Raw genomic sequence first — 24,245 nt, 5'->3', positions numbered from 1 at the left:
ATGTGACTCATCGTATCGCTATTACTCCAGGTGAGCCCGCTGGTATTGGCCCAGATCTTGTTCTGGAACTGATTAGACAAGACTGGCCAGTTGAATTGGTTCTTTGTGCCGATCCTGAACTCATTTTATCTCGCGCAAAAATACTCGGGAAGACGGTTGAGTTACTCAACTACGATCCAAGCATACCAGCACAGGCACAACGTGCAGGCACGCTGACTATTGCACCAATGAAAATGGCAACAGCAGCAGAACCAGGTAAGCTTGATGAAAGCAATGGTCGCTATGTACTAGATACCCTGCAATTTGCTTGTGAAGGCAATATGTCTGCGGAATTTAGTGCTGTTGTGACTGGACCAGTGAACAAAGGCATCATTAACAAAGCCGGCGTGTCATTTAGTGGCCATACTGAGTTTTTTGCCCAGCAATCAGAAACTGCAGATGTGGTTATGCTGCTTGCGACAACAGGATTACGCGTTGCCTTAGTAACTACGCATATCCCACTAGCTTATGTTGCAAAAGCGATAACAGAAGAGCGCTTGAGTAATATCATTCGCATTCTCAATGCCGAAATGAAAAAGAAGTTTGGCATTGAAAAACCAAAAATTTATGTATGTGGGCTTAACCCACATGCAGGCGAAGATGGACATCTAGGTCGCGAAGAAATTGAAATTATTTCTCCGACGTTAATGAAGCTTCGCGATGAGGGTATGGATTTAACAGGCCCCCTCCCTGCAGATACCTTGTTCCAACCTAAGTATCTTGATGATGCTGACGTTGTATTAGCAATGTATCACGACCAAGGATTACCGGTATTAAAATCGGTTGGTTTTGGCAGCTCGGTAAATATTACCCTGGGCTTACCTTTTATCCGTACATCTGTTGATCACGGTACTGCAATTGAACTTGCAGGTACTGGAACAGCCGACGCCGGTAGTATGTTTACAGCAGTAAACCAAGCAATAGAAATGGTAGAGAAAAACGCATGAACGACAAGGTCCACTTAGGTCACACCGCGAAAAAACGTTTTGGTCAAAACTTCTTACATGACGCTTATGTAATTGGTCAAATTGTTGCATCGATTAATCCGCAAAAAGGTCAAAACCTAATTGAAATTGGCCCAGGTTTAGCTGCATTAACCGAGCCAGTAGCAGACTGTGTTGATAGAATGACAGTTGTTGAGCTTGATAGAGATCTAGCTGAACGCTTAGCTGAGCACCCTGTATTATCTAAAAAATTAGACATTAACCAAGCAGACGCAATGCGTTTTGATTTCCGTCAGTTAATCAAACCAGACATGAAAATGCGTATTTTTGGTAACCTGCCTTACAATATTTCAACGCCATTAATGTTCCACTTATTTGAGTTCCATGAAGATATCCAAGATATGCACTTCATGTTACAAAAGGAAGTAGTACAACGTTTAGCAGCAAGCCACAACACTAAAAGTTATGGTCGCCTAACAGTAATGACGCAATACTACTGCACAGTGACACCGGTATTGGAAGTTGGCCCTGGCGCATTTAAACCAGCACCAAAAGTTGATTCTGCGGTTGTTCGTTTAGAACCACATGCTGTATTACCTTTCCCAGCGAAAAGCTTAAAAGTACTTAATCACGTCGTGACAAGTGCCTTTAACCAACGCCGTAAGACAATCCGTAATAGCTTGAAAAAAGTCATTTCGGTTGAAGACATTGAAGCACTAGGTATTAATGTGTCGCTACGTCCAGAGAACTTAACGCTTGAAAACTATGTTACGCTAGCAAACTTCGTAGCAGATAATCCACTGCAAGTAGCGGATTAGGTAGCCAGTATCGATGGTCACTATAGCGAATTCATTCACGCTTACCATTGATACCGAATATGTCGAAGAAGTATCTGTGCCAACACAACATAGGTACTTCTTTGCTTATACAATTACTATCACCAATCCACTAAGTCAGCCTGTTAGCTTATCTACCATCCAATTATTACTCACCGACGGCGACGGCACAGTCAGCGAATTACACAATCCTTTTCAAGATAATGATTATGTTATCCCTTCACTGCAAGATTTTTGTTATAGCAATGATATAATTACCCATTCTCCATTGAGTATCGTTCAAGGTAAGATCGAACTACAACTCAATGCAAGTGAATTAGTGGTCGTTGCTATCGAACCATTTAGATTGGTCACGCCAAATCTATTGCACTGATCGATTACACTAATAAATAGCGTATTAATCCATACTCTTCATTAAATTTAGTCACAAAGGTAACTGATATATGGCAACGTATTTTGTTGGTGATATCCAAGGTTGTTTCGACGATCTACAAGATCTGCTACAGCAAGCCAATTTTAATCCACAATGTGATCAACTTTGGTTAACCGGCGATCTGGTCGCTCGTGGACCAAAATCATTAGAAACACTGCGTTTTGTTAAAGGTCTTGGCACTGCGGCGATCACAGTACTGGGGAACCATGACTTACATCTGCTCGCTATTGATGCCGGGTTAGCAAAGCTAAACCCTAAGGATAAGACACAATCAATATTTAACGCAGAAGATAAAGATGAACTATTATTGTGGCTACGCCAACAGCCGCTCCTCGCCTACCATGAAGATTTTAATATTATCATGGTACATGCAGGTATAAGCCCACAATGGACCCAACACCAAGCTGCACTCTATGCTGAAGAGGTTAATGCGCAATTACGTGGTGATGATTACCAAATCTTATTGGCACATATGTACGGTGCTCATCCGGACTATTGGCAAGGCGAATTACAAGGCTTTGACCGTTTGCGTTTTATTATTAATGCGTTTACTCGGATGCGCTTTTGCGCCCCAAGCGGCCAACTGGAGTTCCATAACAAACACTCACCAGCAGAAAATGACAATGCACAACATATCCCTTGGTACGAAGTCGCTGGCTCACACCTTGATGGTGCCCATGTTATTTTTGGCCACTGGGCAGCATTAGAAGGTCATTGCAGTCATAAAAATGCCACGACACTTGATACTGGCTGCGTTTGGGGAAATAGCCTAACCATGTTGCGATGGGAAGATAAAGCAGTTTTTTCAGTTAGCTGCCCTATTCATGCAACATAATTGACTATAATAAGATTAAATAATAAGCGGGTTATCACAGTGTTGATCTTATGTTAAGTAATAACGTAATTGTTCGTATATACTGCCCCCTAAATTTTAGCCTGCCCACATCAATATTATCTAAAACAGTATATTGACGTGGTCTGGTTGAGCTTAGCTATAAAAAGAATAAATAAAAAATAAAAATACATAACAATTAAGGCTATATACATGATTGAAAACAATTTCATTATTACAGCTACATTCCTTGTTTACCTTGCCGTTATGCTTGGTATCGGTGTGTATGCTTATCGACAAACCAAAAGTTCAACTGACTACTTTTTAGGTGGTCGTAATTTAGGCCCTTGGCCAGCAGCATTATCTGCCGGTGCCTCTGATATGAGTGGTTGGTTACTACTTGGTTTACCTGGTTATGCCTATGCAGCTGGTATGGAAGCAATTTGGTTAGCAGGTGGCTTATTAATTGGTACTTGGCTGAACTGGTTGATCTGTGCAAAACGTTTACGTACGTACAGCATAGTAACCAAGTCAATTACGCTACCAGAATTCCTATCTCGTCGTTTTAAAGACAACTCAAAGGCAATTCAAATTTGTTCTGCATTCTTTATCCTGATGTTCTTCTTGTTCTATACAAGCTCAGGTTTAGTGGCTGGCGGTAAATTATTTGAAACAGTATTTGGTCTTGATTACCAAATTGCAGTCGTACTTGGTACTGTTTGTGTGGTTTCTTATACCTTATTCGGTGGCTTCCTTGCGGTATCTTGGACTGATTTAGTACAAGGCTTATTGATGTCAGCCGCGCTATTAGTCGTGCCACTAAGCGCAATGGACGGTAGCTTTAGCGATCTTGCATCAGCAATGACTGATATTAATCCAGAACTACTTACCATCTGGCAGAATAGTAAAGGTGAAGACCTGAGTGCCATTGCCATTATCTCATTAGCAGCTTGGGGTTTAGGCTATTTTGGTCAGCCACACATTCTGGCTCGTTTCAAAGCTACACGTAGCAATAAAGATCTTGTTAAAGCACGTCGCATTGCCGTTGTTTGGACTTCATTATCTATGTTTGGTGCGATGTTAGTGGGTCTCGTGGGTCTCGTTTACACGAATACCAACAACATCACAATTGCTGATGCAGAAACTATCTTCATGTTATTAGTAAACAGCATATTCCACCCTGTTATTGCGGGTATTTTACTTGCAGCTATCTTAGCGGCAATCATGAGTACTGCGGATTCACAGCTACTTGTATCATCATCTGCACTAGCAGAAGATTTCTACAAACAGTTAATTCGTCCACAAGCGACAAGCGAAGAACTGGTTACTGTTGGTCGTTTTGGCGTAGTCGGTCTGTCTATCATTGCATTGCTACTTGCACTTAACCCTGATAGCTCAGTACTTGGTTTAGTATCATATGCATGGGCTGGTTTCGGTGCTGCATTTGGTCCTGCGCTTATCATCTCGCTATACTGGCGTGGCATGACGCGTAATGGTGCTCTTGCCGGTATTATTATTGGTGCGGTAACTGTCGTGGTATGGAAGCAACTGAGTGGTGGTATTTTCGATTTATATGAAATCGTACCAGGTATCATCTTTGCTTCATTAGCGATTATTATCATCTCACTGATTGGTAAGCAAGACGATTACAGTATCCAAAAAGAGTACGACGAATACGAGTCTGCTTTAGATACGATGGATTAATAGCCACCAGCGTTAACACGCTCGCTATTTACCCATAAAAAATGCCGTACTATCACTGTAAAGTGTTAGTACGGCATTTTTCTTTTCTTTCTTTTCTAGTTCAGTTCAGTTCAGTTCCAGAGTAATTTAACTCTTCTACAAAAACCTACCTACTTCACTCGTTCAAGTAAACTAAAGCGATAGTCATGCGGGTTATTATCATCTGCCACAAAGTATTCTTGTTCTATTTCTTGCCAATTATATTGCTCATAGTCAGGGAACCAAGTATCCCCTGCTGTCGTTAATTCAATATGAGTCAGATACAAACGATCAGCCGCGGCTAAGCACTGACTGTAAATTGTTGCACCACCGATAATCATCAATTCTTCAACATCACCAGCGGCCACAATAGCGTCTTCGAGTGTAGCGACAACCGTCACCCCTTCTGCCACATAATCACGCTGTCGACTTAACACTATGTTTAAACGACCCGGCAATGGACGACCAATAGATTCAAAGGTATTACGTCCCATGACGATAGGCTTACCTAGCGTCGCACGTTTAAATAATTGTAATTCAGCAGGTAAATGCCACGGCATTTTATTATCTAAACCAATCACGCGGTTATTTGCCAGCGCGGCAATCATGGAAACAATCACAACAATTCCTTAATCAAACAATAGGCTTGTTACGGTACACCAGCACAGGCGCGATCGCCAGACCAAAGCTTAAGCCTGTCAAAATAAAGAGGGTCAATAAGCCATTTTCAACGACTTGCTGCTGCAATGCGATACTGTAACCTTGATGATGCAACGTCATCAAGCCTGTCATTGTTTTATACGCATACACTCCTGGGATCATAGGGATAATTGCAGCTACCGTCACCACAGGTCGTGGGATCAATACTTTTCGCGACCAAGGTACTGTAGCTAACCCTAATAAAGTTGCAGCAATAAATGACGCCCATTCAATGGGGACATTAATGTGTAATAGTAGCGATCTAACGGCGTGAGCACTGGCAGCAAATAATACACAAGCGAGCAACGCTTGGCGGGGGACATTAAATAACAAGGCAAAGCCAAATGCGGCAATACCGGCGAACAAGGCATCATTCACCAGCATCAATAGTAGTTCACTCATAACCAGCCCCCCAGTTGTGCTAACTGCATTGCAAGCACGATACCAAGGGTAGACGCGAGAGTAAGTAAAGTCGCCGTCATCCACCTAGCCATACCGATAGTCACATGTCCTTTTACCATATCCGAGACCGCATTTATAAGTGGAAAACCAGGCACAAGTTGCAATACGCTAGTGACCATCACCAATTCTGGTGCATTACCCCAACCAAAGCCAACAGCAAAGCTACCAATGAAGGTCGCGATAAATGCCGTAATAAAAAATACCGTCAGTAAATTATGGTGTAATTGAGTTAGCCATTGGCGGATACGCATTGCCACAAAGCTCGTGAACCAAGTCATAATAAAAACAAGGCTATCACCACCAAATAAATGGCTAAAGCAAGCGCAGGATAAGGCAACAAAAAATGCCACGATAGCGGGGTTGTACTTGGGAACAGCTAAATTATCCAAGCGTAATTTTATCTGCTCGAGACCATAAATCTGCTTTTCTGCAAGAATACAAATACGTTGCACTTCACAAACGATCCCCATATCAATGCCATGCGCTTTCATCGTCCGTGTTGTTGTCACGCAGTGGTCATTGAATCGAGAGGTTAAGATGATGGCTTTGGAGGTCAGCGCTATTTCAACGCTGTCTAAACCAAACGCAATACCAAGGCGTTCCGTTGTTTGTTCTATAATTCTGCTTTCTGCATTATACGCCTGTAATAACTGTCCTGCTCGAGCAATAACGCGGGTGATCGCGGCTTGCTCATCACGACTCATGCCCTGTTGATTGACTATGTTAGTATGAGCCATTTGCTGACTCGCTATGTTGGGATCCATGAAAACAGCTCACTACCTATCACTTATTGAATAGTTTATTGTAATCTTTTAAAAATAGGATCCCATTGCGTTACATCACGATTGGATGCGAAAACTCAGCATTGTTAATCACTGTGCTTTCATAACCATAAACATCCCGAATATTGTCAGTGGTCACCACATGCCTAGCACTACCATTGGCGCAGATAGTACCTTCTTTCAATAAGATGATCCGATCTGCATATTTAGCCGCAAGATTAAGATCATGTAATACCGCAATAACCGCAACCCCCGTTTGCGCTAAATGTTTAGCACTGTTTAATAGTTGATGTTGATAGTTAATATCAAGGGCAGCCGTGGGTTCATCCAATAATAATACTTGCGGCTTATTCTTATTACCGACCGCGAGTTGCAACAACACTCGCGCAAAGTGTACACGTTGTTTCTCACCACCCGATAACGTTGGATAAGCACGGGTTTTTAAATGCTCTATTTCTTGTTCACGTAAGATCGTCTCGGCAAGAACGTGTACTTTAGCTTGGCCGCAGTCAGCTTGTAAACCGCCCATCAGCACAACATCAATCACTTGAAATGCAAAGCTTAAACTCGCGCTTTGCGGTAATACTGCAAGCGTCTTCGCGATCTCACTCATGTTTATTTGATGACGCATTTCACCGTTTAAAAATATCGTCCCTGAAGTGGGTTTTAATTCACCCGTGATCGCTTTAAATAATGAACTTTTACCTGCTCCATTAGGGCCTAGAACAGCCAAAAACTCGCCTTCATCTAAGGTCAAATTGAGATCATTAAAAATACATTTACCAGCAATACTATAATTTAACTGCTGACAATGCAGTGCAGGTGTTATTACGTTTAACATCTAACTATATCCCTAACTTCGCACGTTGTTGGAGCAATAAAATAATAAAGAACGGACTGCCTAATAATGCCGTGATAATTCCGACAGGTACTTCACTTGGCGCCATTACCGTACGCGCGATAATATCAGCAAGTAACAATAACAATGCACCTAGCATGGCAGATAATGGCAATAAGCGCTGATGGCTCGGACCGACAAGCAAACGTACCAAATGCGGAATAATCAGTCCAATAAACCCGATCATCCCGGCAATCGAAACTGCGACACCGAGTCCAATCGCACAGCAAAAAATTAAACGACGTTTTAACCTGACAGTATCTATACCAAGGTGTACCGCTTCAGCATCACCCAACAATAGAATATTCAATGCTTTTGCGGATGACATAAATACCACCAACAAAAATACCAAGGTAATACTGCTAATGATAATACTAATCCAATTACTCCCCGCCATAGAACCCATCTGCCATAAGCTCAAATCACGCAGACTTTGATCATCGGCAATATACGTTAACATCCCCATTCCCGCGCCCGCGATAGCACTAATAGCAACACCAGCAAGCAGCATGACCACCACTGAACTGCCTTGACTGCTGGTGCCGAGTTTATAGACCAATAAACACACCGCTAAGGCAAAGGTAAATGCAAAAAAAGAAACGGTACTCAGCTGTAACCAATCCGGCAAATCCACCATTAAATCAGCAAAAATGACGATGCCAAGTCCAGCACCCAGCGCCGCACCACTGCTGACACCGATAATACCGGGGTCGGCTAACGGGTTACGAAATACCCCTTGCATCACCGCGCCAGTTAATCCCAAGATGCCACCGATAGACAAGCAAAGTAGTGTCCTAGGTAAACGAATATTACTGATTACAATAGCATTTTGAGCACTCACAGGGGCTTGCCAGTTAACCCAGTCAACTAATAATGCCTTGATACTATCAGCAAACGAGATTGCCATCGGCCCAACAGAAACAGACAGCACAACCATAGAGGCAAGACTCAATAAAACAAAACCAGGTAAAAGTAATGGCCAGCGGCTATTAACAAACATATACGCCCTTATACTTTAATTTAGATCTAAAGTTGTAGATAAATTCGGGTATAACTTACCCTGTAATTGCTTTGCTTGCTCGATGCTGTTTAACCCTAACCCACCGATTAATGCACTGCCATCGATAACATAAATGGCTTTATTACGGCCTGCGGGAGTCTCTGCTAATAACGGCATAGCCGCAATTAAAGTATCGATATCTTGATATTTCTGCCAGTGACGACCACTGACTAAAATACTGTCAGGCGCCATAGCCAAAAAGGCTTCAGCAGATAATGCTTGATAAGAATTAAGTTCCGCCGCAGGGTTAGCTGCGCCAGCCAATGTCATCACCGAATGTGCAGTCGTATTACTCCCTGCTGCAGTGTAAGTGCCTTTATCATTAAGCAATAAAAATAACATTTTCTTCGTGTGCTTAATTTTCAGATTATTTTCTTCCAGCGTCGTTATATCGCGGTCTAATTGCGAAATTAATTGTGTCGCTTGTGATTTTCTATCTAATTTATTACCCAATAAGGTAATAGTATCGAGTAGGTTTTCTGTTGTTGTTTCTGTCGGTAACACCATAACATCAACACCACTTTGCGATAATAGATCAAGCGTCGACTGTGGTCCCATTTCACTACTGCCGATCAGTATGTCAGGTGCTAATGATAATAACCCTTCCGCTGATAATTGACGGTGATAACCAACCACTGGTAATTTCGCCACAGCCGGGTAACGACTGGTTACATCAACCGCAACCAAATCATCTTGCTTGTCTAACGCGATGAGTAACTCAGTCACACCCGCACCAGCACTAATAATGCGATCTTCAGCCATACTCGTAAATGACAATAATAAACAACAAGCGCTAACCAAAACCCTATTCATGCTAATTCCAACCCAGTGTTAATTTTATGATTAAGTTATCTCGTTAAATAGAGTCACCGCCCAGCCTAGACTATGCTTATTTAACGAATATTTGCTCGCTAGTGTAAATAACAAACCCCGATAATGCAAATGAGAATTGGTTGCATTATCATTACAGTTATATTAGTCTGCTGTCATAACCTAATGATAAGGTCACTTAAAGGCTTACACTATGCAAGAGAACACCAACCGAGATGCAATCCATCAGTTAATGGCAGACAAGCCACGATTAAGAAGCATTGAAATTGCCCTTGAGCTTAATTGCACGGAGCTGCAGGTTATTCATGCACTGCCAGAGCAAGAAGTTAAGTTACTACCTGCAGAACAAGCGCAGCGCTTATTAAGCGATATTGCAGACTGGGGAAAAGTGACGTGTATTATTGAAGTATCTGGTTTTGTTTTTGAAGTGAAAGCACCTTTACCAAAAGGCAAAAATGCTTACGGTTATTACAATCTATCTCATGAAAGTGACGGCCTGCAAGGTCACCTTAAACTCGATAACCTCTCAACGATTGCCTTACTTACCCGTAAAGTACGCGGTAAATTAAGTTACTACGTGCAGTTCTTCGATCATGCCGGTAACAGCGTATTTAAAATTTACCTCGGACGAAATCAAGATGGTGACGTCAATCCAGAACAAATAGTACGTTTTAACGCGCTATCAACCCAGGCCGTCAGCGACGAAAAAATTGCGATAGTAGCTAATTAAAAGTAACGAATTAAACACAAATAACGGACACTCAGATCATGATAATGAACAAACAAGAACGTTTAGAGAATCGCTTACAGCCAAAAATTGCAGAGTTTAGAGAAGAGCGTCAAACATTAGTATTATCGACATTAAGCGAAGATGGCTTCCCACATATTAGTTATGCGCCTTTTGTGCGTTTAGCTGACGGCTATTATATCTTAATCAGTGAAATTGCTGAGCATACTCAGAATCTATTGGTTAATAAAAACCTATCATTCATGTTATTAGAAGATGAGCAGGACGCGAAACAAATCTTCGCCCGCCATCGCCTAACATACAAAGCCAATGCAGAAGTGATGTCTCGAGAAAGTGAATCTTGGGCACTCGCCATTCCAGCACTGGAAGCGCGCTTTGGTGAAATTGTTAGCAACTTAAGTGGATTAAGCGATTTCCGTTTATTCCGTATCGAGCCACAAAAAGGCCGCTATGTGAGAGGCTTCGGTAAAGCCTATACAGTGAATGGCAATGACGATATTGATTTCGTACATCTTGAGCAAGGCCATAAGCAGATAAAAGAAGAAGTTAACGCTTAAATAACGCGTTAGAAAAAGGCCCGGATAAAAAAGCAGATGATATATGTTCATCTGCTTTTTTATACTTCAAACCGTATCTCTGATTAACGAGTAATATACCAATGTAAGCCCTCTTGTTCTGCGTAACCTTTACACACCCAAAGTCCAATCGCACACACCAACTGCTCATCATAATAAACTAACGGAATGCGATCCCGTAACCAAGGCGCTATTTGGTATTCTTGATATAATTTCTTCATACTACGCGAACCACTACGTCCAATGGGGTGACATTTCCCTTCACCGCGAAAACGAATCGTCACCTCCTCATTATCTAACGGTTTTTTGATAAACATGCCTATATGGTATGCATCAACTGCTTCATCCGTAGCAATCTCATCATTCTTTCGCGATTGTGTTTGTAAGGCGTCGATTGGTTCACTCTGTAAATGTAATAACCCAATATTATCCGGTAACGGAATGACTTGATTTTGGGTATGTTTAAGCGTGATAACGAAGTCTTTTAACTGCGCATGTTTCTGCTGATTATAAAGCACACCTTGATAACGGCGAAACTCTCCTGCCTGCCAACTTAATTGTGGATTGGCATCAGCAGCAGCATGCACCACTTCTTGCCATAGCTTATCTAAATGATGACGACTTGGCATAGGTAAAAATTGTAAAGTAAGCCAAAAACGAATGACATTGTTACGGCGAATTTTAGATAACTTAACCAGCTCACTGATTTTTAATCCGGAGAACGGCTGCTGGCAACGAATAAGATCCAGTTCTGCAATTTCATCAGCTAGTGCTTGCTGCTCAGCGCAGAGTTGAGCACTACGATGAACTGTATGTGCAATGTTTGGCCAGCGCTGTTTTAAGCTGGGGATAATTTGATGACGTAAGAAATTACGATCATAACTGGCGTCATTATTACTTTCATCCTCAACCCAGCTTAGATTAGCTTGCGTAGCATAATCTACCAGCGCTTGTTGCGGCTGAGTGAGTAAAGGTCTGACTATTTGACCGTTTTTTTGTAATGCAAAAGGCATATTGGCAGCCATCGCCGATAACCCCTTTACACCCGCACCACGCTTGAGCTGTAACAAGAAAGTTTCCAGCTGATCATCGAGATGCTGTCCTAGTAATAACAGTGACTCACCGTTAAGGTGTTTAGCTATTACTTCATAGCGTGCAGTACGCGCTTTCGCTTCTAAACTTTCACGAGAGCCAACATTAAGGACAACCTTTTCAGCGATCAAATTAATATCTAAAGCCGCGGCGGTTAATTGGCAATGCGCCAACCACGCATCGGCATTATCACTTAAACCATGATGGACATGGACGGCAAGATAGTCATGCTGCGGATATAATTCTTTGTAGCGGCTAAGTAAGTGTAATAACACATGCGAATCTAAGCCACCGCTATAGGCAAGTACGATTTGCAACGGTCTCGCCGTTAGCGGGAATAACGAATTCTGAAATGTAGAGAAGATATCGATGTTCGTAGCCACAAGTATAATCACAGTTAAAATAGACCTGAATAGTATACCCACAAAAACATCAGATACAAAAAAACCGCAGATATCGCTACCAGCGGTTTAAAATGTATTTGTGAGCTAAAGCGTCACGATATGTATCTTACATGCCAAATGACATTAAGCGCTCATAGCGTTGATCTAATAACGTGTCAGACTCAAGTGGCGCAAGCTCTGCAAGATCCGCTTTAATACGTTCTTTCAAGTTCGCAGCCATTAGCGGTACATCACGATGTGCACCACCTAGCGGCTCGGTAATAACGGTATTAATTAAATCTAAACTCTTCAATCGCTGAGCAGTGATACCCATCGCTTCAGCCGCTAATGGCGCTTTATCTGCTGATTTCCATAAGATTGATGCACAACCTTCTGGAGAAATAACCGAATACGTGCTGTATTGCAGCATGTTCACGCGATCACCAACACCAATCGCTAATGCACCACCAGAACCACCTTCACCAATCACAGTACAAATAACTGGTACTGTTAGCTCAGCCATTTCTTTCAAGTTACGTGCAATCGCTTCACTCTGGCCACGTTCTTCAGCGCCAACACCTGGGTATGCGCCCGGAGTATCAATGAAGGTAATGATAGGCATGTTGAATTTTTCAGCCATTTTCATTAAGCGTAATGCTTTACGGTAACCTTCCGGACGTGGCATACCAAAATTACGTATTAATTTTTCCTTGGTATCACGGCCTTTCTGCTGGCCAATAATCATTACTGTCATACCGTCTAAACGTGCGGTACCACCAACAATCGCTTTATCGTCAGCATACGCTCGATCACCCGCAAGTTCATCAAAATCAGTGAACACATGTTCAATATAATCAAGTGTATAAGGACGTTGAGGATGACGAGCCATCTTAGCCACATCCCAAGGTTTCATATCACTGAATATTTTCTTTGTTAATTCAGCATTCTTTTTTTCTAAACGTGATATCTCATCTTGTAAATCAACATCATCAGAGTTTTCAGATACAAGTTTTAATTCGTCGATTTGAGCCTGTAATTCTGCAATAGGCTGTTCAAAATCTAAAAAATTTAAGGCCATGAGGCACTGCTTCCTTATCTAATATTATTGCTAATAGCTAATGACGAACGTTTACTCGCGTCAGTACTAATCAAATTCAAGCTCAACATTCCCCGACCCTAACATCAGCTCTAATCCGTAGAGGAGCTCGTCGGTGGGTGATACTCGCCATTCTACACCTAAGGTCATTTTCGCCCTGGCATCGGCACGTTGATAACATATATTTATGGGACAAGTACCTGCTCGATAAGGTTCAAGTGTTTCCATAAACTTACCCATAAACGCATCATTTATTTTGTCTGCATTTAATTGTAGTGTGAGGCCTCGCGCATAACGTTCACGCGCCGCTTCAATATCCATAACTTCTCTGGCGGTCATCTTATACCCACCATTGAAATCGTCAAAGCTGACCTCTCCAGTAATCACTAAAATGCGATCTTTAGCTATATATTCTTCATAACGTTCAAACGCTTCTGAGAAGAACATCACACTTAAGCGGCCACTCTTATCATCGATTTCCAAAATACCCATGCGGGTACCTTTTTTGGTCACTTTCACTTGCGCAGAAATAACCAAACCAACCGCCGTCACCACTTTACCACGTTCAGTCGGTTTCACGTCTTTCAAGCGGTTACTCGAATAGCGCTTAACTTCTTTAATATACTGATTAATGGGATGGCCAGTAAGGTAAAGACCGAGCGTTTCGCGCTCGCCTTCTAACCAGACTTTATCAGGCCACTCAGGTACATCGGCAAACTTACTTTCAACTTCTTCCGGTTCGGTGGTTAAAATACCAAACAGATCGCTTTGGCCATGCGCCTCAGCCATTGCATGTTGCGCAGCCGCTTTCATAGCTTCAGGTAAGGTAGCATGTAACGCGGCGCGATGAGGACCTAATTTATCTAATGCTCCGGCGTAAATTAGCTTTTCCATGATACGCTTATTGATCTTTTTCAAATCAACACGATTACAAAAATCAAATAAATCAGAGAACTCGCCACCACTTTCACGGGCTGCAATAATCGCGTCAATCGGGCCTTCACCCACCCCTTTAATCGCGCCAATACCATAAATAATAGTTTGGTCTTCATCTACGTTAAATTTAAACAGACCTTTGTTCACATCAGGCGGTAAAATCTTAAGGCCCATGCGTTCAACTTCATCAACCAGTGTCACGACTTTTTCAGTATTATCCATATCCGCAGACATTACCGCGGCGATGAAATAAGACGGATAATGCGTCTTCATCCACAGTGTTTGATACGATACAAGTGCATAAGCAGCAGAATGCGATTTGTTGAAACCGTAACCAGCGAACTTCTCTACCAGGTCGAAGATCTTCATCGACAGATCGCCGTCGACACCATTATTAACCGCACCTTCTTTAAAGGTACCGCGCTGTTTCTCCATCTCTTCTGGTTTTTTCTTACCCATAGCACGACGTAGCATGTCGGCGCCACCGAGGGTATAACCAGATAAGACTTGGGCAATCTGCATTACTTGTTCTTGGTACAGGATAATACCGTAAGTCGGATCAAGAATTTCTTTCAATGATTCATGTTGATACTGTGCATCGGGGTAAGACACTTCTTCTCGGCCATGCTTACGGTCAATAAAGTTATCTACCATGCCCGATTGCAATGGACCAGGTCGGAACAAAGCCACCAGTGCAATCATATCTTCAAAACTATCGGGTTTAAGGCGTCGGATCAGATCTTTCATACCACGAGATTCAAGCTGGAATACCGCGGTCGTTTCTGAACGTTGTAATAAGTCAAAACACTTCTGGTCGGTAATATCGATCGACTCAATACGGATCGCTTCTTTACCTTGTTTGATTAAATGGGGGTTAGCCATATCCAGCGCCCACTGAATAATGGTTAAGGTTCGTAAACCCAAGAAATCGAATTTAACCAATCCGGCTTCTTCCACGTCATTCTTATCAAACTGAGTAACCGGATTACTACCGACATCATCACAATAGAGTGGTGAAAAGTCGGTAATCAAGGTCGGGGAAATAACCACACCACCGGCATGTTTACCGGCGTTACGGATAACACCTTCGAGAATACGTGCCATATCAACCAGCGCACGTACTTCTTCATCACCTTGGTATAATTCATCTAGGCGTGGTTCTATTTCCCATGCTTTGGTTAAGTTCATCCCCGGATCGGCCGGAATCAACTTAGAAATACGATCAACAAAACCAAACGGATGACCCAGCACACGTCCTACATCGCGAATTACCGCTTTTGCCGCCATCGTACCAAAAGTAATGATCTGACTTACCGCATCACGACCATACAATTCAGCAACGTGATCAATTACCTCGTCACGACGATCCATACAGAAATCGACATCGAAATCGGGCATAGAGACACGTTCTGGATTTAAGAAACGTTCGAACAGTAATTCATATTCAATCGGGTCTAGATCGGTAATTTTTAGCGCATAAGCCACTAATGAGCCCGCACCGGAACCACGACCCGGTCCTACAGGAATATTATTATCCTTACTCCATTGGATGAACTCCATTACGATCAAGAAGTAACCCGGAAAGCCCATGTTGTTGATTACTTTCAGCTCAACATCCAAACGGTCTTCATAGGCAGGTCGCTGACGCTCACGCTCTTCCGGATCTGGGAATAAGAAATCTAACCGCTCAACTAAGCCTTCTTCAGACACTTTAACTAAAAAGTCTTCTGTCGAAAGTTCACCCGTCGGAAAATTAGGCAGAAAGTATTCACCTAAACGTACCGTGGCATTACAACGTTTGGCAATTTCAACCGAGTTAGCCAATGCTTCGGGAATATCAGCAAACAACTCACACATTTCTTCTTCACTGCGTAAGTATTGTTCTTTACTGTACAATCGAGGACGGCGCTTATCTTCTAGCGTATAACCATCGTGGATCGATACGCGAATTTCATGCGCATCAAATTCATCTTCGTTTAAGAACACAACATCATTGGTTGCCACAACAGGCAATTGATACTGGGTCGCCAAATCAATAGCCATGTGCAGATACGCTTCTTCGTCTGGACGACCAGTACGAATCAACTCAAGATAGTAGCTATCAGGAAAATGGGCTTGGTAGAAGGATAAGCATTGCTGAACAAGTGCCGCATTACCTTTTAATAATGCCTTACCGACATCACCGTTACGCGCACCAGATAATAAGATAATACCTTCAGCATGTTCAGCTAACCACGCTTTATCAATAATCGCACGACCATCAACATGACCACGGCTATACGCTTTAGAGATCAGTACTGTGATGTTGTTATAACCTTTATTATCTTTAGCCAGTGCCGTGATTTTAAACTGCTCTTCAGGGTACTCTTCACTTTGTACCCAAAAGTCAGCACCAATAATAGGTTTAACACCAGCGCGTTCCATCGCACCATAAAACTTAACCAACGCACACATATTAGTTTGATCGGTTAACGCGACTGCGGGCATGTTGAGTTCTTGTAAGCGAGGAGCAAGACGTTTAATACGTACTAAGCTGTCCACCATTGAGAATTCAGAGTGTAAGTGCAGGTGAATAAAACGTGGTTCTGCCATAAATAAAAATTTCTGCTAATTGAGAGTAGATAAAATAAACGAGAAACAATAACGAGCAAGTGGCGCGCTGCCACCTGACCTTATTTCAATAAACCTAACGCGCGTTGCACAGGTTTAAAACTTTTACGGTATTCTTCTGTCGGCCCAAGCTCGGCTAATTTTTCCATATGTGCCTTGGTTGGATAACCTTTATGCTGGGAAAAACCATATTCAGGAAAACGTTTATCCAGTGCTTCCATCTCGGTATCACGCACTACTTTGGCTAAGATTGACGCTGCACTTATCTCGGCTACGCGTAAGTCACCTTTGACAATAGCTTCAGCAGACATTGGCAATACAGGGCAACGGTTACCATCAATAAATACATGCTCAGGTTGAATCGCTAAACCTGCTACTGCGCGTTGCATGGCAACCATGGTCGCCTGTAAGATATTCAGCTCATCAATTTCGCTAGGGCTACAACGGCCAATGCTCCAAGCTAATGCTTTCTCTTTAATTTCAGGGAACAATAGCTGGCGTTTTTTCTCGCTTAATTTTTTTGAATCCGTTAAGCCGATAATGGGGTTATTTGGATCTAATATCACTGCAGCCGTAACGACATCGCCAACCAATGGACCACGTCCAACTTCGTCAACACCAGCAACAAGTTTCCCTTCTGGATAAATTATTTCATCATACATTGTTAGTTACCTGCTCTATTTCTGCGATATTGCTGGGATATTATTGTCATTAATTAATTCAAGTACTGCATCTGCAGCTTGTTTGTCCGCATTACAACGAATTTGCTCATGCAATTCAGTAAAATGCTCAATGAGAGCTGCATTATCAGTTGTTAACAACTTCGCCATCTCATCCGCTAAAATTTCTGGCTGGCAATCATCTTGTAACCGCTCTGCGACAATTTCTTTTTTCGCTAATAAGTTAGGTAATGATACAAAGGGTGCTTTCATCAAGCGTAGCATGATCTTATAAGTTAGCGGCTTAACGCGATAACCGACGACCATAGCACGTTTCATCAACATAGTTTCCAATGCTGCCGTACCCGACGCTAACAATACTGCATCAGCAACAGCCATCGCTTCACGCGCATGACCATCTAAAATAATAACCTCAAGATCAGGGGCAACTTCTGCTTTAATCGCGATAAACTGTGCTTTACGTTCTTCATTGACCATAGGGATCACAAACTGTAAATCACTAAACCGCTGTTTTAACAAAATAGCCGTTTCTAAAAAGCTTGCAGACAGCAATCCAACTTCGCCTGCACGACTACCCGGTAAAATAGCCACGTAACGCTGTTTAGGATCCAACTTAAGTTCACTAATAGCGGCTTGCTTATCCGCACCTACTAATGGAATAGCATCAGCCATCGTGTGGCCGACAAAACGACACGGCACATCATATTCATCATAAAACGCTTTTTCAAACGGCAGAAACGCTAATACCATATCGACTGCTTTTTTAATTTTGAAAACACGCTTTTGACGCCATGCCCAAACCGAAGGGCTTACATAATGCACAGTTTTTATGCCATCTGCTTTAAGCTTTAATTCAATGGGAATATTAAAATCTGGCGCATCGACACCAATAAAGATATCTGGTGGGTTTTGCTTAAAATGGGCAAGGACTTCACGTTTTACTTTAAACAGTCTTGGTAACCGGCCGAGTACTTCGACAAGACCAAAAACAGATAGCTCTTCCATTTCAAACAGCGTATTAAAACCAAGCGCTTGCATGCGTGGTCCAGCAATACCTTCGAAAATAGCATCAGGGTGACGGGATTGAATTTCTTTGATCAGGGCGGCAGCTAAAATATCGCCAGAGACTTCCCCGGCGATAATACCAATACGTAATGGTTTCGTTGTCATTGTAAGCTATCTATAAAGAATACGATTAACGAATAATACCACGTTCATTGGTTTTTAAAAATTCTGTAAACAAAGCAACGCTTGGTTGTTCATTTGCACTTTCTTCTAATGCTGCTAATGCTTCAGCAACTGTATTACCTTGACGGAATAATACACGATAAGCACGCTTAACAGCTTTAATCGCTTCAGCATCAAATCCACGGCGCTTAAGGCCTTCAGAGTTGATACCAAAAGGCTTAGCGTGATGACCTGATGCCATTACATAAGGCGGGATATCTTTAATGATAACCGAACCACCGGCAACGAAGGCATGAGAACCCACTTTACCAAACTGGTGAATAGCCGCGTGACCACCAAAAATAACATAATCACCAATATGTACATGACCCGCTAAGGTCGCATTATTAGCAAAAATACAGTTATCACCGATCATAACATCGTGTGCAACGTGTGCATTAACCATGAATAAACTATTGCTACCAATTTTGGTTAAACCCTGGTCTTGTACTGTTCCACGGTGAATGGTGACGCCTTCGCGAAATACATTATTATCACCAATCTCAAGACGTGTGTGTTCACCCGCATATTTTAGATCTTGGCATTCTTCACCGATTGAACCGTATTGGAAAAAGCGATTACCTTTACCAATTTTGCATGGACCATTAATAACAACATGAGAGGCAATAACACAATCATCGCCAATCTCTACGTTTTCACCAACGATAGTCCAAGGACCAATTTTTACATTGTTACCAATTTTTGCGCTTTCATGCACAATAGCTGTTTCATGGATCACTAGTTAGCCTCTCGTTTCGCGCACATGATCTCAGCATCGCAAACTACTTTACCATCTACTTTTGCAATAGCAGTAAAGCGACCGATACCACGGCGTTCTTTGATTAATTCTATGTGTAGGTGTAAAACATCGCCAGGTACAACCGGTTTGCGGAAACGCGCCTTATCAATACCAGCAAAATAATACAATTCATTGTCTGCTGGACCGCCATCAGACTTATAACCTAACAAACCCGATGCTTGAGCCAATGCTTCTAAAATCAATACACCAGGGAAAATAGGGTTGGTTGGGAAATGGCCAGTAAATTGCGGCTCATTGACCGACACATTTTTAACTGCATGGATCGACTTTCCCGGTACATAATCCAATACACGATCAACCAGTAAAAACGGGTAACGATGTGGTAAAAGACTCATGATTTCTTGTATTTCGATGGTATTTTTTTGTTCGCTCAAAATTTTAATTCCTGTCGCAACGAAAGCATTATAGCGCTTAGGTTTAGCTTAATTTTTCTAGTTTAGATAAGCGTTTATGCATATCATCAATTTTCATTACACGGGCCGTTTGACGACGCCATTCACGATTAGTTTGTGCCGGAATACCAGATGAATACAGACCTGCTTTATCAATCGGGCGCATTACCATCGACATACCTGTGATATTAACGTTATCGGTTATTTCCATATGACCATTGATAACACTACCACCACCAATCATGCATTGTTTACCTAGTTTTAAGCTTCCTGCTAACAGGGTACCGCCAGAGATAGCGGTGTTTTCACCAATTTCTACATTATGGCCAACTTGACACTGATTATCTAAAATCACGCCGTCGCTAATAATGGTATTATCTAACGCACCACGATCAATCGTTGTACATGCGCCGATCTCAACACGATCGCCAATAATCACACGACCAAGTTGTGGGATCTTGATCCATTTTCCGCCATCATTTGCATAACCAAAGCCATCCGCGCCGATAACAGTACCACTTTGGATCAAACAATCGCTGCCAATGGCAATATTGTGGTAAATAGTAACATTTGCCCACAATTTAGTGCTCTGACCAATGCTGGTATCTTTACCAACAAAACAACCAGCACCGATCACAACGTTATCCGCTAACGTCACACCCGTTTCGATAACCGCATTGGCACCGATAGCGACATTGTCACCTAATACCACATCCTCTGCAATCACAGCACTTGGCGCAATATCTGTCGCTGGTGCGGGAGTTGTATCCAGTAACTGTGCAACAAGTGCAAAACCAACATACGGATTTTTCATCACTAAGGCATTGGTATTACACGCGGCAAGATCATCCGATTTAACAATGACAGCTGAAGCGGCAACACTAGCGAGTTGAGCACTGTATTTGCTATCACTTAAAAAAGTAATACTACCCGGCTGTGCATTTTGCATCGAACTAATCGTACTAATCTCGATATTGCCATCGCCGTGTAGCTCAGCTTGAATTGCCGTTGCTATTTGTTGTAACGTCATTGCCATGTTAAACCTTTCCACTTATAAAAATTTATACTATTTTACTACAATTCTTATGACTTTAAATATAGCTACTTGCTTAATTCTTGAATAACTTTGTCTGAAATATCTAATTTTGGATCAACAAACAAAGCCGCTTGCTTAGTCAACACTAATTCATAACCATCACGCTTAGACACAGTTTCGATAGCTTGCTGCAATAACACTAATAGTTTGTTATTTTCTTCTTGGCCACGGCGCTGTTGATCTTCTTTAAATGCCTTGCCCTTTAATTTGAGCTGCGCATCTAATTCTTCTAATTTTCTAACCAGTTTCGTTTGTTCTTGTGGTGTCATTAACGCCGCATCACGTTGACGCTTCTCGTTTAATGCTACCAATTCTTTTTGCAATTTATTAAGTTCAACAGCTCGTATTTGAAATTCTTCATTCAAGCGTTTACCAATCGCTTCACGTTGCGGCAACTGTTGTAAGATCTTACCTGCGTCAACAACAGCATAACCCGCTGCACTTGCTGTAAACGATGCGCCAAGCGCCAATGCTAATGCGGTTGCTTTAATAATTTTTTTCATTTTAATCCCTAATTAGATTTAAACTTAAGGCGTACGTCCTCATTCTGCACGTACGCATTTATTGCATTATATATTCTTAGAAAACACTTTAAATTACTTAGAAAGTACTACCAATATTAAAAGTGAATACTTCTGTTTTGTCGCCTTCGTATTCTTTCAATGGTGTTGCAAGCGAGAATACTAATGGGCCCATGGGTGATAACCACTGTAAACTGACACCTAAAGAAGCACGTATGCGCGCAGGGTCTGAATAGTCACCAAAATATTCACAATTGCTTGAGCAACTTCCGCTTGGATAATCATCTGAACTAAATTCAGTGTCCCATACTGAACCGGCATCAACAAATACCGTGGTACGTACAAGGTTGGCATATTCTTCACTTAAAAACGGCGTTGGGAAAATCAACTCAACACTACCCGTTGCTAGCGCATTACCACCAACTGAAGAATCCGTTGCTACATACTCGTTATTACCACCGTTACCGCCTGTACCTGGTGTCGTCTGTATACCTTTTGGACTAATGGTATTGCTGTTAAAGCCACGTACCGAATAGAAACCGCCGGCATAGTAATTTTCATAAAATGGTAGGACATGATCATCGCCATTTGACGTTGTTCCATAACCATTACCATAAGCAACACGACCACGCATCAAGAACGACCAGCGGTGGTTACTTGAGATCGGCACATAATACTTGTTATCAAAACTCATTTTAAAGTACTGTACATCCGAGCCCGGTACCGTCATGGTAAAGTTAGCTTTTTGCTCTGAACCTGATGTAGCAAACACACCTCGGTTTAGCGTACGGCGGCGCCAAGATGCAGACACATCAAAACCTTGGAATACCACGAAACTACCATCGGCATCAAAGTCTTTATCATAAATGTCCCAAAAAATTTGGGTTTGCGCATAAGTCGTCGTTTGCGAGATCTTATTCCACTCATAACCTAAACTAAAGCTCAGGGTATTATTTTCATTTACTGGGAAACCTAATGTACCCGACACACCGTAAGTACGGTTGTTATAATCAACAATATCCGCTTCTGATGCTTCAAAATCAGTGAAATAGACCTTACCACCAAAGCTCACACCATCAACCGTAAAGTACGGGTCAGTATAATTTAAGCTAGCATTTTTTGAATAATCATTGGTACTGACACTGATACCAGCTTTGTTACCTGTACCAAAGAAATTGTCCTGCTGAATACCAGCATTTAGACTCAAGCCCGATTCAGAACCATAACCAATACCAGCATTAAATGAGCCTGCGGGTTGTTCCTTCACTTGTACATTGACATCAACCACATCTGGCTCACCCGGTACACGCACGGTATTGGTATTTACCGTTTCAAAGAAACCAAGTTGATTGAGACGAGTTTTAGAACGATCAATTAAACGATTAGATAACCAAGTACCTTCCATTTGACGCATTTCACGACGTAGTACTTCATCTTTCGTCACATCATTACCAGCAAAGTTGATGCGGCGCACATAGATGCGTGGACCCGGTTCAACCGCAATCGTCAGATTAACAGTATGGTCTTCGTCATTGATTTCTGGATACGTCGATACTTTTGGATACGCATAACCAAAACGACTTAAATAACGGCTAAGGCTCTCTTCCGTGGCAGTCACACTTGCACCACTGTAAAGCTCACCTGAATTCAGCGATAATAAACCACGTAACTCTTGCTCTTTGCCTAACAGGTCACCGGTTAATACAATATGGCCCAGTTTATATTGCTCACCTTCATCCACTTTAAGGGTGATATAAATGCCTTGTTTATCCGGTGTCATTGATACTTGCGTTGATTCGGTTTTAAAACGGATATAACCCTTATCAACATAATAGCTACGTAGTTTTTCTAAATCACCCGCCAGCATTTGTTTTTGGTACTGCTGATCGGCCATAAAGTTCCACCACGGCGTATGATCACTCAGATCAAATATATTCTTTAATTCTGCTGTCGAGTAAACCGTGTTACCTAAGATATTTAACTGTTTAATTTCCGCTGATTTACCTTCAACAAAGCTAAATTTAATATCAATACGGTTACGTGGTAATGGGGTAATAATGGTATTTATTTTTGCACTATAACGACCTGCGCCATAATAGAATTCCTGTAAGCCCTGCTCTACCGAACGAATAATAGTACGGTCGATAGGCTCGCCAACACGAATGCCCGATGAATTCAGGCTCTCTTGTAATTGTTCTTCAGGAATCGCTTCATTACCAACAAACTCAATGCTACTAATAGTCGGTAATTCCGTTACTTTAAAGACCAGTGTCGAGCCATCACGATATAATTCGATATCATCAAAGTTACCTGATTCGTACAGCTTTTTCACCGCTAGAGCGGTATCACTGCGACTAACGCTATCGCCTTCTCGCAGCGGAATATTCAACAATGCTGCACCAAGCGTTACACGTTGTAAGCCTTCAACTTGAATATCGTCAACAATGAAGCTATTCGCAATTGCTGCTGTACTTGTAAGCAGGCAAGCACTTGAAAGAAGTGCTCCAGCTAAATATTTATTAATTATCATT

At 42.0% G+C, this 24,245-nt stretch carries 23 protein-coding genes; 7 read left to right on the top strand and 16 right to left on the bottom strand.

Annotated features, from left to right (window positions below; genetic code table 11):
- Positions 1-2: 2 nt before the first annotated feature.
- The 5 genes from pdxA (at position 3) to putP (ending at position 4,788) form a co-directional block, all read left to right on the top strand.
- Positions 3-986, top strand: a complete 984-nt coding sequence (pdxA, locus tag FR932_RS20920; RefSeq protein ID WP_019442110.1) for a 4-hydroxythreonine-4-phosphate dehydrogenase PdxA — start codon at positions 3-5, stop codon at positions 984-986.
- Positions 983-1,801, top strand: a complete 819-nt coding sequence (rsmA, locus tag FR932_RS20915) for a 16S rRNA (adenine(1518)-N(6)/adenine(1519)-N(6))-dimethyltransferase RsmA (protein WP_019442109.1) — start codon at positions 983-985, stop codon at positions 1,799-1,801. Before pdxA ends, rsmA begins: the two co-directional genes overlap by 4 nt.
- A 13-nt stretch (positions 1,802-1,814) precedes the next feature.
- The gene (locus FR932_RS20910; RefSeq protein ID WP_019442108.1) at positions 1,815-2,192 is read left to right on the top strand and encodes a Co(2+)/Mg(2+) efflux protein ApaG; all 378 of its coding nucleotides are present in this window, start codon (positions 1,815-1,817) and stop codon (positions 2,190-2,192) included.
- 70 nt (positions 2,193-2,262) lie between these two features.
- A complete protein-coding gene (locus tag FR932_RS20905) occupies positions 2,263-3,087 on the top strand; it encodes a symmetrical bis(5'-nucleosyl)-tetraphosphatase (protein WP_019442107.1) in 825 nt (274 codons plus the stop codon).
- 210 nt (positions 3,088-3,297) lie between these two features.
- Positions 3,298-4,788, top strand: a complete 1,491-nt coding sequence (gene putP / locus FR932_RS20900) for a sodium/proline symporter PutP (RefSeq protein ID WP_019442106.1) — start codon at positions 3,298-3,300, stop codon at positions 4,786-4,788.
- A 149-nt stretch (positions 4,789-4,937) separates the two neighbouring features.
- Here putP and folA read toward each other — a convergent pair whose 3' ends face one another.
- The 6 genes from folA to FR932_RS20870 all read right to left on the bottom strand — a co-directional run bounded on the left by folA (position 4,938) and on the right by FR932_RS20870 (position 9,520).
- Positions 4,938-5,426: a type 3 dihydrofolate reductase gene (gene folA, locus FR932_RS20895; protein WP_019628969.1), complete on the bottom strand. Its 489-nt coding sequence runs from the start codon at positions 5,424-5,426 to the stop codon at positions 4,938-4,940.
- Between the two features lie 13 nt (positions 5,427-5,439).
- A complete protein-coding gene (locus tag FR932_RS20890) occupies positions 5,440-5,907 on the bottom strand; it encodes a threonine/serine exporter family protein (protein ID WP_019442104.1) in 468 nt (155 codons plus the stop codon).
- Entirely contained in the window at positions 5,904-6,731 is an 828-nt protein-coding gene (locus tag FR932_RS20885) for a threonine/serine exporter family protein (RefSeq protein ID WP_019442103.1), read from the bottom strand. The genes FR932_RS20890 and FR932_RS20885 overlap by 4 nt, the downstream gene beginning before the upstream one ends.
- 70 nt (positions 6,732-6,801) lie before the next feature.
- Positions 6,802-7,590 (bottom strand): heme ABC transporter ATP-binding protein, encoded by a 789-nt coding sequence (locus tag FR932_RS20880; RefSeq protein WP_019442102.1) that lies wholly within the window; start codon positions 7,588-7,590, stop codon positions 6,802-6,804.
- A 4-nt stretch (positions 7,591-7,594) separates the two neighbouring features.
- Entirely contained in the window at positions 7,595-8,647 is a 1,053-nt protein-coding gene (locus FR932_RS20875) for a FecCD family ABC transporter permease (RefSeq protein WP_019442101.1), read from the bottom strand.
- 15 nt (positions 8,648-8,662) lie between these two features.
- Entirely contained in the window at positions 8,663-9,520 is an 858-nt protein-coding gene (locus FR932_RS20870; protein WP_019442100.1) for a heme/hemin ABC transporter substrate-binding protein, read from the bottom strand.
- A gap of 211 nt (positions 9,521-9,731) precedes the next feature.
- Here FR932_RS20870 and hutX point away from each other — a divergent pair, with 211 nt between their 5' ends.
- Entirely contained in the window at positions 9,732-10,268 is a 537-nt protein-coding gene (gene hutX / locus FR932_RS20865) for a heme utilization cystosolic carrier protein HutX (protein WP_019442099.1), read from the top strand.
- 38 nt (positions 10,269-10,306) lie between these two features.
- Positions 10,307-10,843, top strand: a complete 537-nt coding sequence (gene hutZ, locus FR932_RS20860) for a heme utilization protein HutZ (RefSeq protein ID WP_019628970.1) — start codon at positions 10,307-10,309, stop codon at positions 10,841-10,843.
- Between the two features lie 83 nt (positions 10,844-10,926).
- On the opposite strand, the gene tilS is transcribed toward hutZ, so the two are convergent.
- From tilS to bamA, 10 genes are all read right to left on the bottom strand, one after another.
- On the bottom strand, positions 10,927-12,336 hold the full coding sequence (gene tilS, locus FR932_RS20855) for a tRNA lysidine(34) synthetase TilS (protein WP_240532424.1): 1,410 nt from the start codon (positions 12,334-12,336) through the stop codon (positions 10,927-10,929).
- Positions 12,337-12,463: 127 nt separating this feature from the next.
- The gene (accA, locus tag FR932_RS20850) at positions 12,464-13,414 is read right to left on the bottom strand and encodes an acetyl-CoA carboxylase carboxyl transferase subunit alpha (RefSeq protein ID WP_019442096.1); all 951 of its coding nucleotides are present in this window, start codon (positions 13,412-13,414) and stop codon (positions 12,464-12,466) included.
- 66 nt (positions 13,415-13,480) lie between these two features.
- On the bottom strand, positions 13,481-16,960 hold the full coding sequence (gene dnaE, locus FR932_RS20845; RefSeq protein ID WP_019442095.1) for a DNA polymerase III subunit alpha: 3,480 nt from the start codon (positions 16,958-16,960) through the stop codon (positions 13,481-13,483).
- 80 nt (positions 16,961-17,040) lie between these two features.
- A complete protein-coding gene (rnhB, locus tag FR932_RS20840) occupies positions 17,041-17,640 on the bottom strand; it encodes a ribonuclease HII (protein WP_019442094.1) in 600 nt (199 codons plus the stop codon).
- 15 nt (positions 17,641-17,655) lie between these two features.
- The gene (gene lpxB / locus FR932_RS20835) at positions 17,656-18,828 is read right to left on the bottom strand and encodes a lipid-A-disaccharide synthase (RefSeq protein ID WP_019442093.1); all 1,173 of its coding nucleotides are present in this window, start codon (positions 18,826-18,828) and stop codon (positions 17,656-17,658) included.
- A 25-nt stretch (positions 18,829-18,853) separates the two neighbouring features.
- Positions 18,854-19,624, bottom strand: a complete 771-nt coding sequence (lpxA, locus tag FR932_RS20830; RefSeq protein WP_019442092.1) for an acyl-ACP--UDP-N-acetylglucosamine O-acyltransferase — start codon at positions 19,622-19,624, stop codon at positions 18,854-18,856.
- The gene (gene fabZ, locus FR932_RS20825; protein ID WP_019442091.1) at positions 19,624-20,079 is read right to left on the bottom strand and encodes a 3-hydroxyacyl-ACP dehydratase FabZ; all 456 of its coding nucleotides are present in this window, start codon (positions 20,077-20,079) and stop codon (positions 19,624-19,626) included. The genes lpxA and fabZ overlap by 1 nt, the downstream gene beginning before the upstream one ends.
- 43 nt (positions 20,080-20,122) lie before the next feature.
- Positions 20,123-21,133, bottom strand: a complete 1,011-nt coding sequence (gene lpxD / locus FR932_RS20820; protein ID WP_019442090.1) for a UDP-3-O-(3-hydroxymyristoyl)glucosamine N-acyltransferase — start codon at positions 21,131-21,133, stop codon at positions 20,123-20,125.
- Between the two features lie 65 nt (positions 21,134-21,198).
- Complete coding sequence (locus FR932_RS20815; protein WP_019442089.1) at positions 21,199-21,696, bottom strand: OmpH/Skp family outer membrane protein; 498 nt, start codon at positions 21,694-21,696, stop codon at positions 21,199-21,201.
- Positions 21,697-21,793: 97 nt separating this feature from the next.
- A complete protein-coding gene (gene bamA, locus FR932_RS20810; RefSeq protein WP_019442088.1) occupies positions 21,794-24,244 on the bottom strand; it encodes an outer membrane protein assembly factor BamA in 2,451 nt (816 codons plus the stop codon).
- Position 24,245 lies beyond the last annotated feature (1 nt).

It is taken from the genome of Moritella marina ATCC 15381 (genome assembly GCF_008931805.1).
Classification (GTDB): domain Bacteria; phylum Pseudomonadota; class Gammaproteobacteria; order Enterobacterales; family Moritellaceae; genus Moritella; species Moritella marina.
Note: the sequence above shows the minus strand (reverse complement) of the source record. Positions and strands in the feature narration are given on the sequence as shown.